This window comes from Paenibacillus sediminis, assembly GCF_017873765.1.
Taxonomy (GTDB): domain Bacteria; phylum Bacillota; class Bacilli; order Paenibacillales; family Paenibacillaceae; genus Paenibacillus_AG; species Paenibacillus_AG sediminis.
In genome coordinates, this window is the sequence record NZ_JAGGKP010000002.1 from 230,131 (window position 1) to 246,821 (window position 16,691).

Genomic DNA, 16,691 nt, shown 5'->3' on the forward strand with positions numbered 1-16,691 from the left:
TGTAAACTTTTCAAGTGATGAAAGGGGGGAACGTGCATGAGAAACCTAATTAAAGGCGCTTTGCAGGTTGGGGTATTAATGATATTTTCCTTGATAATGAACAACTTGGCACATGTATTACACATCCCTATTCCCGGCAGCATTCTCGGTATCGTTCTCATCTTCATTCTGCTGGAGACAGGCGTCATCCGGTTAGAATGGATTGAGCTGGGAGCAAGCTGGCTGCTTGCTGAATTATTGCTTTTCTTCATACCAGCTGCGGTAGGGATTATGAAATTTATTCCTTTGCTTGAAAGTGAAGGACTTCGTATATTGATTGTCGTTGCATTCAGTTCCGTCATTGTGATGGTCGGCTCAGGATTAATGGCTTCAAGAATTGCGAAACGAAAGGAGCGGAACGCATCATGATCGGCATGCTTTTTCTCATACTTACACTTGTGATCTATACAGGAAACAAGAAGCTGTATACAAAGATTCCTAAAGTATATCTGTCGCCTTTACTAGTTACACCTTTAGTCCTAGTGGGCATACTGTTATGGGCGAAGATCCCTTATGAAACGTATAACAGCGGCGCTAAGTTGCTGACTGATTTACTACAGCCAGCAACGGTTGCTTTCGCAGTACCGCTATACAAGCATTTCAAAGTGCTGAAGAAACATGCTGCTGAGATCGTAGTCAGCGTCATCTTCGGATCCGTGTTAGCTGTGCTCTCTTCTGCAGCGCTAGCGAAATGGATGCATTTGAGCGGTCAGCTTGTCCACAGTCTAGTTCCAAGGTCCATCACGACTCCAATTGCGATGAATGTATCGCAAATGATTGGTGGAGTGCCTAATATGACGGCTATCTTTGTTATTATGACCGGTCTGTTTGGTTCTATGATGGGTCCATCTATACTGCGGTTATTCCGTATCGAGGGTGAAATTGCACGCGGTGTTCTATTTGGAACGAGCTCACATGGTACAGGAACTTCCAAAGCGTTCGAATTCAGCTCGTTATCGGGTACCATTTCAAGCATCTCCATGATATTAGCTGCGTTATTTACACTATGTTTCGCACCATTGTTATCATCGGTACTCTTCTAAATGCAGCATACAACAATAAAAGCTGTTCCCAATGCAAAATGATTTTGCGGGAACAGCTTTCTTTTTTGTGATGGATTAATAAATCGCAACCTTCTCTTGCAGCGCTTCATACACATCGGTATACTCCATCCCGTGCGCCTCGGCAACCGCTTTGTAAGTAACTTTTCCGCCGAGTACATTAATGCCTCTCGCAATTGCCTTCGTCTCAAGCGCAGCTTGCTTAAAGCCTTTATTCGCAATTTGCAGTCCGTAAGGCGTCGTTACATTCGTAAGCGCAAGCGTCGAAGTTCGCGCAACCGCTCCTGGTATATTCGCAACAGCATAATGGATAACGCCGTGCTTCACATAAGTTGGATTGTCATGTGTCGTAATTCGGTCCACCGTTTCAATCGAACCGCCTTGATCAATAGCCACATCGACAATAACAGACCCTGGGCTCATCGCTTTAACCATCTCTTCAGTGACGAGTCGCGGAGCGCGCGCACCTGGAATGAGAACTGCACCAACGACTAGATCCGCTTCTCTGACCGCCTTAGCGATATTAAAGCTGTTTGACATGACGGTCTTCAAGCGGCCCTCAAATTGATCATCCAATTGACGTAGCCGGTCTGGATTAATATCAAGGAGTGTGACTTCTGCCCCGAGTCCGATCGCCATTCTGGCCGCATTCGTACCGACAATCCCGCCGCCGATAATCGTTACCTTACCTGGCTCAACACCGGGAACACCGCTTAACAGCACACCCTTGCCTCCATAAGCTTTCTCCAAGAAATGGGAGCCGATTTGAATGGACATCCGGCCAGCGACTTCACTCATAGGTGTCAGAAGCGGCAATGTTCCATTATCAGGTTGCACCGTTTCATAAGCAATCGCTGTCACTTTCTTTGATACTAAGGCCTGGGTCAGTTTGGCTTCTGGCGCTAAGTGAAGATACGTGTACAGAATCATCCCTTCCCGGAAGTATTCGTACTCTTCAGGAAGCGGCTCCTTCACTTTCACAACCATATCCGATGCCCAAGCTTCTTTTGCCGACTTAACAATGATTGCACCTGCATTTATATAATCCTGGTCTGTAAAACCAATCGCGAGTCCTGCGTTCGTTTCGATCACAATCTCATGTCCGGCCTTTTTGTAAGCTTCTACGGAGCTCGGCGTCATACCTACGCGGTATTCGTTATTTTTTATTTCCTTAGGGACTCCAATTTTCATCATAATCTACCCCCTTAATAATCTATGCCGCATGAACGGAAATGGTATGGATGTTCATATCTTTCTGTAAAAGATTTACGGTCCATCCATCCCAAATCATAGATTTTATTAGGGGTACTTTCATTAGACATTTTGTAAAGTATTATCACACATTTTTTTAACAAAATTTAGATGATTGTGAAATGAAGCGCTTACCATAAAAAGAATGTTATTATTTCTAACACGGCAACCCGCATCCTTTAGGCAAAAAAATCATTTTTCTTTGTCAGACAACAGTTCTGGATAGAGCATTTGACATGCGCGAAGAGCGACTTGGAGAGCGAGTCTATTCTCTGGGAGCATAAAGTCTTCTCCTAACAGCTCAGTTACTTTTTCGAGCCGATAGTAGAGCGACTGTCTTACAATAAACAGTTTTTGCGCAGCAATCTGTTTCGACCCGTCATGATCCAAATATACTTTGAGCGTGCGCAGCAGCTCACTGCCTCTCATTTGGTCATGCTCAATTAAAGGTCCTAAGTAATTATGAATAAACGCTTCAAGGATGCTTCGATCGTGAATGTTGAACAGCAGTTGAAATACACCCAGCTCCTCGAAAAACAAGACAGGCTTGTTGATGGCTGGATAGAGAGATAAAGCCTGAACCGCTTCCTCATAACTAAGATGAGCATGAATAAGCTTATGGTGTGCGTTGCCGACACCGATGATCAGCTTGAAGTGACCTATTTTATGATCTGCAACGGTTTGATTGAGTGATTCAAAGATATGCTGTAATCGTCCTTTCGCGGGACGCTTTGGATTTAAATCAATGCCAATAACAACGAGCTGATTATTTTTGAGCGTAATTAATGGATGAAAAGAATGCTGCTCAAAAATCGGACGCAGTATGAGTGATAAACGAATGCCGAGCGATTCATGCCCGCCTTCTAACAGAGACGAACTTGAGTTGTTCATATGTTCAAACTGTATGATGCACACTTGATGGGAGAGGTCGTTCAACTTTTTAAAATTCGGCCCCATCAAAGACTTTAGCTGCTCTTCATCCTTAAGCCGCATTTGCAGCAGTTCATCAACCCATAAATTTTCCGTATACAGTTTACGTTCTTCAATATATCGTTCTCTCAGAAGCGCCTGCGCAATAGAAAGCGTAGCCGAGTCTAAAATCAAATAATGATATTGTCCTGGCTCTTCCTTCAGCGCCATAATGATGTACGCCCACGTCTTCCCAAGCGCGCCTACAGCCTGCAAGATGAAGGTCTGATTTCCTGCCTTCCATGTATAAGGCTCTGCATTAGGAGACAGCCCATTTGCTGTGCCAATCTGTTCGCGTACCAATCCTAACAACCTTTCTTGCTGCTGGTGATGAAGATGAGGAATAAACGAAGCATGCTGCTGACCCTCTACTAGCACAAATAAAATTTGAGCACTGGTACTTTGGTGAAGCAAACGAAGCACCTGAGAAATGCCCTCATCACTTAATGTCAATCGGTGGAATTCTCTAGAAATACCCTCAAGCTTCTGCAACAATTCATGGTGTCTATTTACAATTAAAGAATGGAGGTCTTGCGTAATGTCAACAAAGCGGACGGAGTGAGGGAACACAATGATTGGAAAATCATACTCATTGGCAAGCTCAATCATTTGCTGCGGAACCGAATCAAAATAAGGACCCAGCTCAATGCACAAGCATGATACGTTCCAGTTGATCATCTTTTGAAGATAAGAAGTGGAAGTAATTTGCTCCGCCTTCAATACGATACCTGTGGTCATAATCATTTCTTCTCCGTATAACAGCGCTTCCACGTTGGATATTTCAAGAATATGTACCCAGCGGATGCGGCGATGCAGCCCTTTCTCACCAGCCACTAAATACGCGTCTTGAAAAAGAGGCCTCTTCAGCACGTCACCAACCGTTAATATGTATTCACCATCCAAATCCAATCCCTCCCAAGTCTAATGTTAAATAGACGTGACAAATAAAGCAATAGAAGGTAGAAATAAACAACAAAACGGCCTGCCCGTATGGAGCAGACCGTTTTAAAATTTAAGCGTCGATTTCATCGACTCGATCACGCTCTTCGCCATTTGTGACAGCGGTTCGGCAAGTGCAAATTAAATATAAAGAGCTCCCTCTATGAATAGAGGAAGCTCTTCGTATTCTATGAATGACTCTATTATGCTTTCTTATATCCAATCGTTGCTTGCACGGCTGCTTTCCAGCCTGCATATAAATCGTCTCTGCGCTCAGATTCCATCGAAGGCTCAAAAGTACGCTCAATGACTTTGTTATGCACAATATCTTCTTTGCTCTCCCAGTAGCCTACAGCTAAACCAGCCAAGTAAGCAGCACCTAATGCAGTTGTCTCAAGCACGCGAGGACGTCCAACTTCTGTGCCGAGAATATCAGCTTGGAACTGCATTAAGAAATTGTTCGCAACGGCTCCGCCATCTACGGCAAGCTTCTGCAGCTGGATGCCAGAGTCGGCCTCCATTGCTTCAAGCACATCCTTCGTCTGATAGGCCAGCGATTCAAGCGCAGCGCGAACGAAATGATCGCTCGTTGTTCCTCTAGTCAGACCAAAAATCGCTCCGCGTGCTTCCATATCCCAGTATGGCGCTCCGAGGCCTACGAATGCAGGAACTAAGTATACACCATCTGTGCTGTCTACGGATGCGGCATGCTTCTCTGAATCGGAAGCCTTTTCAATCAATTTCAGTCCGTCACGCAGCCACTGAATCGCGGCACCCGCTACGAAAATACTTCCTTCAAGCGCATACTCTACCTTGCCGTCTACGCCCCAAGCGATTGTTGTAAGCAGTCCATTATTAGAAGCAACCGCATTTTCTCCAGTGTTCATGAGCATAAAGCAGCCTGTGCCGTATGTGTTCTTCGCCGTTCCTTCTTCAAAGCAAGCCTGACCGAACAGCGCCGCTTGTTGGTCGCCTGCGATACCCGCAATCGGTATTTGCTGTTCGAATAAAGCTTGAGACGTATAGCCGTATACTTCACTGGACGGTCTTACTTCAGGCAGCATAGAAGCAGGGACGGTAAGAATATCAAGCAGCTGGTCATCCCAAGCGAGATCATGGATGTTATACATCAATGTTCTTGATGCATTAGAGTAGTCAGTAACATGTACAGCTCCGTCCGTCAGCTTCCATACGAGCCAGCTGTCCACTGTACCGAATAACAATTCTCCGTTATCTGCTTTTTCACGTGCCCCTTCGACATGATCAAGAATCCATTTTACTTTCGTACCCGAGAAATATGCATCAATGAGCAAGCCCGTTTTCTCACGAATAACTTCATCATAGCCTTGTTCTTTAAGCTCATTACAGATGTCGATTGTCTGTCTGCTTTGCCATACGATGGCGTTATATACAGGCTTGCCTGTATTTCTATCCCATACAACCGTCGTTTCCCGTTGATTCGTAATTCCGATCGCTGCAATTTGTTCCGGAAGGACATGATTATCAATTAAAACCGCTTTCAAAACTTCAAGCTGCGTCTCCCAAATCTCTTCTGCGTTATGTTCAACCCAGCCCGGCTTCGGATAGATTTGCGTAAATTCCTTCTGCGCTGCGCCGATAATCGCTCCCGATCTATCAAAAAGGATGGCGCGAGAGCTTGTCGTTCCTTGGTCTAAAGACAATACGTACTTTTTCTCCATAGGATAGTCCTCCTTAAATGAACCTGCTCAGAATATTCATAATTTCATCATATAATAATTACGCTCAAATTTTGATGCCTCATTCGCAAACTAATCATATTTTTATTATTAGTTAGCTGATGATTTTTTTTGCGGAGACGAGCTTCCGCTTGATCCGCTGAATATTCCAGCGCCAAGAGCAACAACGAAGAATGCTGCTAGAATGATCGCCGTCCAAGTATCGTTACCTTCAGCAGCAATTTTGAAAAATTGTGCCGCAGCTATGCCGCCAATAATTGGGCCGACGACTGGAATCCAAGCATATCCCCAGTTCGAGCTTCCTTTACCAAAGATCGGCAAGATCGCATGCGCAATTCTCGGTCCTAAGTCACGCGCAGGGTTGATCGCATAGCCCGTCACTCCACCGAGTGATAAGCCGATGGCTAGAATGAGAAAGCCGACAATAAGCGGATTGAGCCCTTCGGCAAATTTATTTGCACCAATAGATAAAATACCGAATACAAGGATGAATGTGCCGAGAATTTCACTGATTAGGTTTCCGACAGTATGCTTAATTGCTGGTCCAGTAGAGAATACGCCGAGTTTCGTACCTGCGTCTTCTGTTGCCTTCCAGTGCGGATAGTAGAATACCCATACGAATGTAGCACCCAGTATTGCCCCTAAAAATTGCGCTAAAATATATGACGGAACGTCCGCCCAAGGAAATTTCCCAATACTCGCAAGACCTAACGTCACTGCCGGGTTGAGATGTGCTCCGCTTATGCCGCCAACAGCATAAACCGCAATTGCGACTGCCATCGCCCATCCCATTGCAATAACAATCCAGCCCGAGCTGTTTGAAAATGTTTTCTTCAAGCTTACTCCTGCACATACCCCTGCGCCTAGAATGATCAGTATCATGGTGCCGATCAGTTCCCCGAAAAATGGACTCATGGTCAAATCCTCCTTATTATTGTTGACAAGTTTATTTGCCTTGGGAGAAATGCTCGAATTAAGCAACCCTTCCAAGTGAACAAAAAAACAGCAAGATATCCAGCCCGAGCCTCTACGGCTCTACCTGGCAGATATCCGCTGTTCTCCCTAACTCCTCAGCAAATTAACTTGTATCACACTAATACACTATGTAAGCATGATGTAAATATACCAACAAAATGAAGAATGGATGTAGAATGGATGAAAAAAGGGATTAGTCTGATAAAGACTAATCCCTTCGTTTAATAATGAATATGCATTAGTAAAGCAGTGCAAACAATCCGTTAATATGGGAAAGATAGCGCATGTTACTTGCTTCTTTCATCCAAGCTGCCGGCATACCTTTCAGTTGGGTTTTGTTATCGCCAATTGTGCCGATTGCATCTTTGCGTCCCAAGCTTCCTAGTGTACCAGAGAATACAGGCTCAAACGTTTTAAATGCGCCGCCTTTAAGGGAAGCAAATACGTTGTAACCAACCACTTCACCCATTTGCCAAGCAAGTTGTGCTGTAGGAGGGTATGGACGACCTTCTGGTCCCATAACAACCGCACTGTCACCTGCAAGGAAAATGTCAGGATGGGATGTTGATTGCAAGAATTCATTGACTGTTGCACGGCCACGGTTCACTTCGATACCTGAATTCGCAACAACCGCATTACCTTGAACGCCGCCAGTCCATACAAGTGTATTCGTTTCAAAGGAGCTTCCATCTTTCAGCTCAACTTTAGAATCTTCGTATTTCGTAATTGGCAAGCCAGTCAAGAATTGTACTCCGCGTGCGCTAAGGCTTGTTTGTGCACGGTCTACGAGCTCAGCTGGGAAGCCTGGCAAGATAGAAGGTGCCGCTTCAACGCAGTACAATGTAATTTCTTTAGGATCAACACCATACTTCTCACAAACTTCTGGGAGTGTATCTGCAAACTCACCAACAAGTTCGACACCTGTAAGGCCGCCGCCGCCAACAACAATCGTAGCGTCCGCTTTGTTTTTCGTTTTGCTGTATTCTTTAATACGAGCTTCAACATGCTGACGCAAACGATTTGCATCGTTGACAGATTTTAGAACGAAACTGTTTTCTTGCAGACCTGGAATGCCGAAGAATGCAGTTTCACTGCCAAGGGCTACAACAAGCAAGTCGTATCCTAATTTTTGACCATCCGTAAGTTTAACAATATGTTCATCAGGAATGATCTGATCGACAGTAGCGATTTTGAGATCTACATTTTTACCACGCAGCAACTTGTCCAAAGGCAAAGCTACAGCCTTCTCTGACAAATTACCTGCGGCAAGACGATGTAATTCTGTAATGATTTGGTGAGTTGGGAAGCGATTCACAACCGTAATGGTTGCATCTTCTGGTGTCAAATATTTGCGTGCAGTTAACGCAGTAAGAACACCGCCATAGCCACCGCCCAATATTAAAATATGTTTCGCCATGATCATCCTCCGTTCATTATTTAATCGAAATCAATCTGAAAAAATTAACGTTGTTGCTTTTCACGTTCAGACAGAATGTCCAAGTAAGCTTGAGCGAAACGGAACATCTTTTGAACTTGCGGATCTTTAAGCATCCGAAGCAGACCAAATATTCCGATCGTGGAAGCCGAATCCGCTTGTACACGATCATTTGCTTCAACCGCTGCTGAAGCGATCGATTTCACTTTAGTCGTAACTGGTTTTAGGAAATCGTTCATCGCATGCATCGTATCTTCATAGAGCAGTTTGTCTGTAGCGATGGATTTTGCAAAATCGAAAGATTTCGTAAGTACAGTAACCATTTCCGCCAATTTCGGCAGGTTCTCTACAAGAACATTCAACGATTCTTGCATTTCAGGTTTAACTAGTTGCTCAAGTACATCCAGTTGCTGACGAATGGATTGGTTCTCAGTACCAGTTACTTCTTGTGATTGTTGAGTTGTTTCTGACATAAGAGAGATCCTCCTTTGCTGTGGATTGTAACCCATGTTCATGCTATAAATTCAACACGGGCGTGACAAAACACGCTTCTAAGTGCTCATATTCAGTAATATCCGCCTTAGAACCTGTTGCCATTTCCTATCATGTTGACAGGTTAGTGCAGTATTTCACATCTAAAGTATAGTCTATACCTTGTGAAAGATAATTACAATATATATAAGAAGGAAGATACGTACAAAATAAAGCATAATCCTCTCTTACTTTCAAATTACTCCTTACATTGTCCCCATTGTTGGAAATTCCTATTCGATTCTGTTCTAAACAGTTCATAAGTAAAGCACCTCATTAATCGGGTATCGATTAAAAAAGGTGCTCTCAGGTTAAAGTTCATTTCTTACCTTAAGCAAAGTGTCGATCGTTTCGGTAGACATCGGCTTGCCGAATAAGTAACCTTGCATCGTATAACAGTTAACGCTTTGCAAGAACAACAGTTGATTTTTCGTCTCTACGCCCTCAGCGATGACGCTTAGGCTTAAATTTTGTGCAATGGTTACAATCGATCTGATGACCACTTCATCAGCTTTTTTCTGTCCGATATTATCAACAAATTCACGAGCAATCTTGAGCGTATCGATTGGGAACTTTGTCAAATAAGATAACGATGAATAGCCTGTACCAAAATCATCGACAGATATTTTCACGCCTAATTGCTTAAACTGCTTCAGCTTATCAATGACGACATTCATATCATTAAGAGCAACGCTTTCGGTAATCTCAAGATCTAAGTGGTACGGCTCTAGGTCTGTCTCCTTGAGGATGTCAGCAACCATCGGTACCAAATCGTCTTGATCAAACTGCGATGGTGAAAGGTTAACTCCCACTTTGAGCAAAAAACCAAGTCTATGCCACGTCTTCACTTGGCGGCATGCCGTTCGCAATACCCATTCATTAATGGGCAGAATAAGGCCTGTCTCCTCAGCAATAGAAATAAATTCCCCTGGCATGATCGTTCCAAATTTAGGATGTGACCAGCGCAGCAGCGCTTCGACGCCGATCATTTTGTTATTTTTCGTATTGATTTGCGGCTGATAATGAAGAACAAGCTCATTCTGTTTTAGCGCACTATATAGATCTCTTTCAAGAATTTTTTTTCTAGATGGAGATTCATCCATTCCATATTCGTTTAACGTAATCGTATCCTCCCCGCCTTTAGGTATCCGTGTATGTCATAAGGTTAAATGAACCGAACAAAAAAACTACTCCTGCCAGAGTAGCCTGCGTATCATCGAACATTGTATAGAGACTAGGCTGGCTTATATTTTTCATTATTCAATGAATTTGCCATGTTCGCGAACCGATCATTTATAGTGCTTGAAGACTATATTATACACCTTATAGCCATCCAAGAAAACCCATTTTATCGTTTATTCAAAAGCTTCCTCACGGTCCAGCTCTGCATCCATAGCGGCAGCGGCCTCTAGCTTGAAGTCATATTTGGTATGAATCATACTGATGAAATAGTCTACGAATTCGCTGTCAAATTGTTCGCCTGCACAACGTCTAAGCTCAGCAATCGCCTCATCGAATGTTTTCGTCTTCTGGTACGGCCTCTCCGTTGTCATGGCATCGAATGAATCAATGACACATAATATTCGCGCAAGCTTCGGTATCTCTTCACCCTTGAGCCCATGCGGATACCCTTTGCCGTCTACGCGTTCATGATGCAGCTCTACGAGAGGGATCAAATCATCGTATTTTCCGATAGCCGCTACGATATCTTTGCCCCATTCTACATGTTTCTTGACGGTGCTCCATTCTTCTGGCGTCAGCTTCTCTTTCTTCTGCAAAATATATTTCGGAACTTCCAGCTTACCGATATCATGGAACAGCGCGCCCAGAATGAGTGTCCTCCTCTCCGAGTCGGTTAACGGGATGTAATTGCAAATTTCGATGGCGTAGCCAAACACCCGTTTACTGTGCTGAAAAGTATATACATCCTTAGATAGAAAAATTTTAAGCTGCTGTTCAATATCAAGAATATCCTGCTCAATATCAATTAATTTCTTAATATGTGACTGCTCACTGAAAATGTGCACCACATTTTTACCCTGTGCTTTCGCATAATACATTGCCTGGTCAGCCCGATCAAGAAGCTGCGATTTATCATAAATTTCTTTACGGTATTCAATAATTCCAGCGGAAAAAGAAATGCAGCCGTGGGGTAATATTTCGACACCCTCAAAGTATGAATCGTTCACCTTTTTACGAAGGGCATTAATAAATGCAAAGGCTTCTTTCTCTGTCATACCCGGCATAAGAATGGTAAATTCATCGCCTCCGTGACGCCCAGCGATATACTTGTGAGGCTCACATTCTGTTAAGAGCAGCTTCCCAAAAAACTCAAGCAGCTTATCTCCTTGTAAATGTCCAAATGTATCATTATATTTTTTAAAACTGTCAACATCTAACATCGCAAGACTAAGAGGGGATTGCGTTGCTTTGGCTTTGACAAGTTCATTTTCCAAAAGTTCTTCGAAGTACCCATGGTTGTAGAGGCCTGTCCGTTGGTCACGAATTGCCTTAGCAGATACTTCCTCGAAAAGTTCAAACAGTTTGCGGAATGACATAGATAGAAAAACACCGATTATAAGAAATAAAAATAAACCAAAATAAAAATGGGTTTGAAACATAATTGTTAAAATTAATGAGAAGACGAGCGTGCTTAAAAAGGTAGTAATAATTTCATTTTTAGTATCTCGAAGTATTTCAAATAATTTTTGTTTAATGGAAATAACGAAGAAAAGCCCTAATGATGTGACGTTAATCGCGAAATAAACAACCAACGCCATAATGTAAGAATAAATATGGTCCGTATTTAAAGCACCGACTTGCCCGCCAAGCCCAACAAAGGAATAAAATGCAGCCGTAATCATTAGACAGTATGACGAGAAATTAGCGATATGATTCCACAGTTTTGTCTTCCTCACAAAAATAGCGTAAGCAATGCTACTAAATAACAAAACAGCCAATGGGATTTGCAAACCAAAATAAAAAATGCATGCCAAGTAGATGGTTGAATCCATAGATTGCGAATTCCCTTTAGGGGGAAGACGAAATATAACGAAATACAACAATAAGATTGCGCCAATTAATGAATATAATTTAACCCAATTTACAGAGTTCAGCACTTCAAACTCAAATTGGGTTATGAAGGTCATAGCTCCTAGTGTAGATAGACCAATAAAGTAAAGATTGGTCGGCTGTGATAAATATAACTTTAACTTGGCTGCAAGATTCATCAAAGTTCTACCTTTCTAAGAGAGGTAAGAAGAAGAAGCACTGCTTCTTCCCCTCTAAAATTCATTAGTCAATTAATCTAAAACCTGATGTCAACGCAACGACTACAGAAGCTACAATTGCAAGGTTAACCAATGCCATTTTTACTTTCGCGCTGTTAAGTTTCATCTTAAATCACCTCCTTTCATGAAGGCGTTCAGTACTAAATAGCTTTCTCTGCAGAAATTGAAGTAGATTTATCTTCTTGCTTTTTGACCGGCAACATTAGATGCTGAATATATATATACACACCTACATTCATAACCACATCCCCGATGCTGATCACTTGTGATCTAGGGTATGGAGTAGTCAGCGGAATAATATCGCCTAGAAATCCAAACCATGTATGTTCGGTTAACAGCTGATGCTTCGCATAAAGTCCTTCTTTTAATGCCTGCACAAAGTGGGGATCTAAGATTGTTGCAGCTTCTTCGGACACCGGCATTCTGCCTCCGTTGGCAGCCATCACGATGAAATTCAATAACACCCCAGCGAAAATCAAATTAAACCCATGATGATGCCGGTTAATCCATAAGAAATATAAGCCAATAACGTATACGGATAGATAAAGATAGTTGCTGGCTGAAGCAAGCCAATCTATTCTGGTCTGAAATATAAAAACAAAAAGTTGAACTACTAATAACAGAGGGAAGATCCAGCCCCGCTTCAGATGAAGATCCTCCGTAAATTTCTTAAAGTTACCGCCGCGAAATAAAGCGACAATAATCGAAATCACAATGCCGTCGTATACCATTAGCGTTCGCTCCATTAATGAGTATTTTACAAATAACCATTCGATGCGAACCTGCTATTTTCCTGCTGTTTTACAAAAATTTCTATATTGTCGTCATGAACATTTCACCCTGATGCACTATGTAAACCTTTTCAAATTTGATATATTAAAAGAGACCAACGCCCATCTAGAGGAGGAATAGAAATGGAGTATAGAATTGAAAAGGATACGATCGGAGAAATAAAAGTTCCTGCGGACAAATTGTGGGCGGCGCAAACCCAGCGCAGCTTTGAGAACTTCAAGATCGGTATTGAAAAAATGCCTAATGAACTGATTCGTATGTTCGCTATTTTGAAAAAAGGCGCAGCGATTGCAAACCAAAAGCTAGGCAAACTGGACGATGAAAAAGCAGAAGCTATTATTGCGGCATCAGATGAAGTGATTCAAGGCAAACTCGATGACCATTTCCCTCTCGTCGTATGGCAAACGGGAAGCGGCACTCAATCGAATATGAACGTGAACGAGGTTATTGCGAACAGGGCAAATCAGCTCCTTGAACAAAAAGGCAGCTCGAAACGCATCCATCCAAACGACGATGTCAATAAATCGCAAAGCTCGAATGATACATTCCCCACGGCAATGCATATTGCTGCGCTTATCGCTGTAGAAGATCAAGTACTTCCAGCCATTGCACTCCTTAAAGAAACGCTTCGTCAAAAGAGCGAAGAGTTCCAAAACATTATTAAAATCGGCAGAACACACTTGCAGGATGCCACCCCTCTTACACTAGGCCAAGAAATTAGCGGCTGGTACCGGATGCTGGATAAAACAGAAGGAATGATCCGCACGAGCGCTGACTCCTTGAGAGAGCTAGCCATTGGCGGTACAGCAGTAGGTACTGGCATTAATGCGCATCCGAAATTCGGAGATATGGTCGCAGCCGAAATTAGTACACTTACAGGCAAGACGTTTACTTCGGCATCGAATAAGTTCCATGCGTTAACAAGTCATGACGAGATCGTCTATGTACACGGCGCACTCAAAGCGCTTGCTGCAGATTTAATGAAAATTGCGAATGATGTCAGATGGCTGGCAAGCGGTCCACGCTCGGGTATTGGTGAGCTGATCATTCCAGCGAATGAGCCAGGCAGCTCCATCATGCCCGGTAAAGTGAACCCGACGCAAAGCGAAGCGTTAACGATGGTTGTATGCCAAGTGATGGGCAACGATGCGGCGATCGGATTTGCTGCGAGCCAAGGCAACTTTGAACTGAACGTGTTCAAGCCAGTTATTATTTACAACTTCCTACAATCGACACGCTTGCTAGCTGATGCCATTCGTTCATTCAACAACAATTGTGCGGTAGGAATTGAAGTGAACCACGCTGTGATTAAAGCCAACTTGGAACGTTCATTGATGCTGGTAACGGCTCTAAATCCTCACATCGGCTATGAAAATGCCGCATCCATTGCAAAACTAGCGCATAAAGAAGGCATTACGTTGAAAGAGGCTGCGCTGAAGAGCGGACTGTTAACAGAGGAGCAATTCGATCAAATCGTGCGTCCTGAAGAAATGATTCATCCGAAGGAATAATATTTATCATTGATAGAAGCTACATAGCATACAAAATGACCAAGTCCAGTGGACTTGGTCATTTTCATTATATGTTTTCTTGATCTCACGTGAACCCAGATATCCTTTTTCATATCTCTATACTCTTATCTAAATTAAGCTAGCAATGTTCTCATCCAGTCTACGAGACCGATACCGCGTTCGCTTTGGATTTGTTCAATAGACTCGTATCCGAGCACCTCTCCATTACGGATGAGCATTGCCCGATCAAGCAGCGGCTCTACTTCATTAACCTCATGCGTTGTAAGCACTACAGTCTGCTTCTCCATATCAACGGAAGAAATAAGGCTGCGAATAATGGATTCGCGAACTAACGGATCAAGACCTGACAATGGCTCATCCATAATAATGAGCGGTACATCGCGAGATAACGCAAGCACAATTTTCAAACGTGCACGGTTCCCCTTGGATAACACCGATACTTTTTGCTCCAATTGCAGTTTAAATTCTTCGATAAGCTCAAGCGCTTTCCCCAAATCGAAATCAGAGTACATTTGGCTATAAAAACGAAGGGTCTGACCTATGGTGTGTTCACTGTAATATACGTCCTGTTCCGGCAAAAAGGCAACATATTGCGTAGTAAGTCTTTGAGCAGCCTTGCCATCTACGAATATGCGTCCTTGTGTCGGTTTCAGCAAACCTGCCATCAGTTTTAGAATGGTTGATTTACCGCTCCCATTTGTACCGATGATTCCTATAATTTCTCCTTTTGGAATCGTAAAAGAAACATCTTTTACCGCACTCTTCCGCTGAAATTTCTTACCGACGTTCTCAAAGGTAACCATTGAATCATCCGCTATCATTTGTGTCACCATACCCATCTCCTCTCACTCATGATTATTGACCTTTCTCATTTCGTAAAAAATTTTGTACACCTGAAATGATCTCTTCTTCTGTATATCCCAGTTCCCGCATTTCGTTCGTAAAACGAGTAATATGCTCGTCTCTTAACTGATCCCGAATGATATTAAGCTGCTTCGTATCTTCTGTAACGAACATACCCTGCCCCCTTCGGCTTTCTACAATGCCCATTCTCTCCAGCTCCATATTTACCCTCTGAATCGTGTTCGGATTGACCCCAAACTGTACCGCTAAATCCCGTACAGAGGGGAGCTTATCACCAGGCTGCACCTCGCGCCGAACAATTTGCCGGCAAATTCGTTGTACCAGCTGTAAGTAAATCGGTTGTGCATTTGAAAATTGTTCTGCCATCCATCACACCTCCACTTTTTTGTCCAGCAGCCAGGAAATCACGTAGAGACATGCAGCAATATTGATTCCCATCCATAATAACTCTCCCCAAGAGAAGGTTTCTGAATCGATGATCGTAATGGTCCCCCAATCAAACAATGACGCGTATACAGGCGTTAGTTCGAAAATAGATTCCAATCCAACAACAACAGCCATAATGATAAATGCTGCTGGGTATCGCAAGCTTCCAAGCCGATGCTTAAGTGCCCACGCGATCACGTACATTAGCACAAAAATAACTGACATTGAAAAGGCGATAAACAAAAAATATAGCCCAGACGCAATCCCTTGACCATGAAGCATGTTAGATAAATACTGGGTCTCTTGTGTTACTGAATCAAAGTCAATTAATTTAGCTTGCGTTATGCCAATCCCAGACTTCTCCTCCTGATAAACCCAGAAGAACATTCCGATGGATGCCGCTAAACCGACAACCGTCTGTACAAAAGTGACTGCATATTTGACCGAGATTAGCTCCCACCCCGAAAGCGGAAGCTGCAGCCATAACGGAGAGCGTCGTTTTTCCTTATGCAGACTAGATATCATATAGATTGTTGGAACTAAAACCTGCAAATAAATAATCGCTAGCCACAAATAACTAACACCACCCGTGTGATAACGATAAGCGAAAAATAGGGACAGGCCGGCTATAACGAGTCCAATCACGCTCATCATCGCAAAAGCCGACTTCCTGCTTTCAATTAATAATTCCTCTCTAAATAAATTCCACCAACGGCTCATATTTGATTCCTCCCACAAGATCACTCTCAATGTATTAGTGTTCTATTTGAATAGTACACTAATACATTGAGAGTGTCAACAGGGTATTCATCATTATTTAATGCAACACAAAAAGCACAAGAGGCGTAATCGTTTGTCTCCTGTGCTTT

The 16,691-nt window shown here is 43.0% G+C and carries 15 protein-coding genes; 3 read left to right on the plus strand and 12 right to left on the minus strand.

Going from position 1 to position 16,691, the window contains the following annotated elements:
* The first annotated feature begins 36 nt into the window (after positions 1-36).
* On the plus strand, positions 37-408 hold the full coding sequence (locus J2Z20_RS08175; RefSeq protein ID WP_209847947.1) for a CidA/LrgA family holin-like protein: 372 nt from the start codon (positions 37-39) through the stop codon (positions 406-408).
* Complete coding sequence (locus tag J2Z20_RS08180) at positions 405-1,082, plus strand: CidB/LrgB family autolysis modulator (RefSeq protein ID WP_209847950.1); 678 nt, start codon at positions 405-407, stop codon at positions 1,080-1,082. The genes J2Z20_RS08175 and J2Z20_RS08180 overlap by 4 nt, the downstream gene beginning before the upstream one ends.
* A gap of 75 nt (positions 1,083-1,157) precedes the next feature.
* Here the strand turns inward: J2Z20_RS08180 and ald are convergent, their stop codons facing one another.
* From ald to J2Z20_RS08225, 9 genes are all read right to left on the minus strand, one after another.
* The gene (ald, locus tag J2Z20_RS08185; RefSeq protein WP_209847953.1) at positions 1,158-2,291 is read right to left on the minus strand and encodes an alanine dehydrogenase; all 1,134 of its coding nucleotides are present in this window, start codon (positions 2,289-2,291) and stop codon (positions 1,158-1,160) included.
* A gap of 252 nt (positions 2,292-2,543) precedes the next feature.
* The gene (locus J2Z20_RS08190) at positions 2,544-4,223 is read right to left on the minus strand and encodes a PucR family transcriptional regulator (RefSeq protein ID WP_209847955.1); all 1,680 of its coding nucleotides are present in this window, start codon (positions 4,221-4,223) and stop codon (positions 2,544-2,546) included.
* A 239-nt stretch (positions 4,224-4,462) separates the two neighbouring features.
* Positions 4,463-5,959 (minus strand): glycerol kinase GlpK, encoded by a 1,497-nt coding sequence (gene glpK / locus J2Z20_RS08195; protein WP_209847958.1) that lies wholly within the window; start codon positions 5,957-5,959, stop codon positions 4,463-4,465.
* A 108-nt stretch (positions 5,960-6,067) separates the two neighbouring features.
* On the minus strand, positions 6,068-6,892 hold the full coding sequence (locus tag J2Z20_RS08200) for an MIP/aquaporin family protein (RefSeq protein WP_209847961.1): 825 nt from the start codon (positions 6,890-6,892) through the stop codon (positions 6,068-6,070).
* Positions 6,893-7,190: 298 nt separating this feature from the next.
* Entirely contained in the window at positions 7,191-8,369 is a 1,179-nt protein-coding gene (locus J2Z20_RS08205) for an NAD(P)/FAD-dependent oxidoreductase (protein ID WP_209847965.1), read from the minus strand.
* A gap of 44 nt (positions 8,370-8,413) precedes the next feature.
* Complete coding sequence (locus J2Z20_RS08210; RefSeq protein ID WP_209847968.1) at positions 8,414-8,860, minus strand: DUF1641 domain-containing protein; 447 nt, start codon at positions 8,858-8,860, stop codon at positions 8,414-8,416.
* 369 nt (positions 8,861-9,229) lie between these two features.
* A complete protein-coding gene (locus J2Z20_RS08215) occupies positions 9,230-10,021 on the minus strand; it encodes a putative bifunctional diguanylate cyclase/phosphodiesterase (RefSeq protein WP_209847970.1) in 792 nt (263 codons plus the stop codon).
* Positions 10,022-10,273: 252 nt separating this feature from the next.
* Positions 10,274-12,148 (minus strand): bifunctional diguanylate cyclase/phosphohydrolase, encoded by a 1,875-nt coding sequence (locus tag J2Z20_RS08220; RefSeq protein WP_209847972.1) that lies wholly within the window; start codon positions 12,146-12,148, stop codon positions 10,274-10,276.
* 200 nt (positions 12,149-12,348) lie between these two features.
* Complete coding sequence (locus J2Z20_RS08225) at positions 12,349-12,939, minus strand: DUF5317 domain-containing protein (protein WP_209847974.1); 591 nt, start codon at positions 12,937-12,939, stop codon at positions 12,349-12,351.
* A 183-nt stretch (positions 12,940-13,122) separates the two neighbouring features.
* Here J2Z20_RS08225 and fumC point away from each other — a divergent pair, with 183 nt between their 5' ends.
* A complete protein-coding gene (gene fumC / locus J2Z20_RS08230) occupies positions 13,123-14,511 on the plus strand; it encodes a class II fumarate hydratase (RefSeq protein WP_209847976.1) in 1,389 nt (462 codons plus the stop codon).
* 134 nt (positions 14,512-14,645) lie between these two features.
* Here the strand turns inward: fumC and J2Z20_RS08235 are convergent, their stop codons facing one another.
* Genes J2Z20_RS08235 through J2Z20_RS08245 form a run of 3 tightly spaced genes read right to left on the minus strand, consistent with a single transcriptional unit; the run spans position 14,646 to position 16,542 of the window.
* The gene (locus tag J2Z20_RS08235; RefSeq protein WP_245252145.1) at positions 14,646-15,353 is read right to left on the minus strand and encodes an ABC transporter ATP-binding protein; all 708 of its coding nucleotides are present in this window, start codon (positions 15,351-15,353) and stop codon (positions 14,646-14,648) included.
* A 34-nt stretch (positions 15,354-15,387) separates the two neighbouring features.
* Positions 15,388-15,762, minus strand: a complete 375-nt coding sequence (locus tag J2Z20_RS08240) for a GntR family transcriptional regulator (protein WP_209847978.1) — start codon at positions 15,760-15,762, stop codon at positions 15,388-15,390.
* A gap of 3 nt (positions 15,763-15,765) precedes the next feature.
* Complete coding sequence (locus J2Z20_RS08245) at positions 15,766-16,542, minus strand: hypothetical protein (RefSeq protein ID WP_209847980.1); 777 nt, start codon at positions 16,540-16,542, stop codon at positions 15,766-15,768.
* Positions 16,543-16,691 lie beyond the last annotated feature (149 nt).

Coding starts and splice junctions, on each gene's coding strand:
- fumC (WP_209847976.1), top strand. CDS start 13,123: ATGGAGTATAGAATTGAAAAGGATACGATCGGAGAAATAAAAGTTCCT.
- J2Z20_RS08235 (WP_245252145.1), bottom strand. CDS start 15,353: ATGATAGCGGATGATTCAATGGTTACCTTTGAGAACGTCGGTAAGAAA.
- J2Z20_RS08240 (WP_209847978.1), bottom strand. CDS start 15,762: ATGGCAGAACAATTTTCAAATGCACAACCGATTTACTTACAGCTGGTA.
- J2Z20_RS08180 (WP_209847950.1), top strand. CDS start 405: ATGATCGGCATGCTTTTTCTCATACTTACACTTGTGATCTATACAGGA.
- J2Z20_RS08175 (WP_209847947.1), top strand. CDS start 37: ATGAGAAACCTAATTAAAGGCGCTTTGCAGGTTGGGGTATTAATGATA.
- J2Z20_RS08215 (WP_209847970.1), bottom strand. CDS start 10,021: ATGGATGAATCTCCATCTAGAAAAAAAATTCTTGAAAGAGATCTATAT.
- J2Z20_RS08225 (WP_209847974.1), bottom strand. CDS start 12,939: ATGGTATACGACGGCATTGTGATTTCGATTATTGTCGCTTTATTTCGC.
- ald (WP_209847953.1), bottom strand. CDS start 2,291: ATGAAAATTGGAGTCCCTAAGGAAATAAAAAATAACGAATACCGCGTA.
- J2Z20_RS08200 (WP_209847961.1), bottom strand. CDS start 6,892: ATGAGTCCATTTTTCGGGGAACTGATCGGCACCATGATACTGATCATT.
- glpK (WP_209847958.1), bottom strand. CDS start 5,959: ATGGAGAAAAAGTACGTATTGTCTTTAGACCAAGGAACGACAAGCTCT.
- J2Z20_RS08205 (WP_209847965.1), bottom strand. CDS start 8,369: ATGGCGAAACATATTTTAATATTGGGCGGTGGCTATGGCGGTGTTCTT.
- J2Z20_RS08220 (WP_209847972.1), bottom strand. CDS start 12,148: ATGAATCTTGCAGCCAAGTTAAAGTTATATTTATCACAGCCGACCAAT.
- J2Z20_RS08245 (WP_209847980.1), bottom strand. CDS start 16,542: ATGAGCCGTTGGTGGAATTTATTTAGAGAGGAATTATTAATTGAAAGC.
- J2Z20_RS08210 (WP_209847968.1), bottom strand. CDS start 8,860: ATGTCAGAAACAACTCAACAATCACAAGAAGTAACTGGTACTGAGAAC.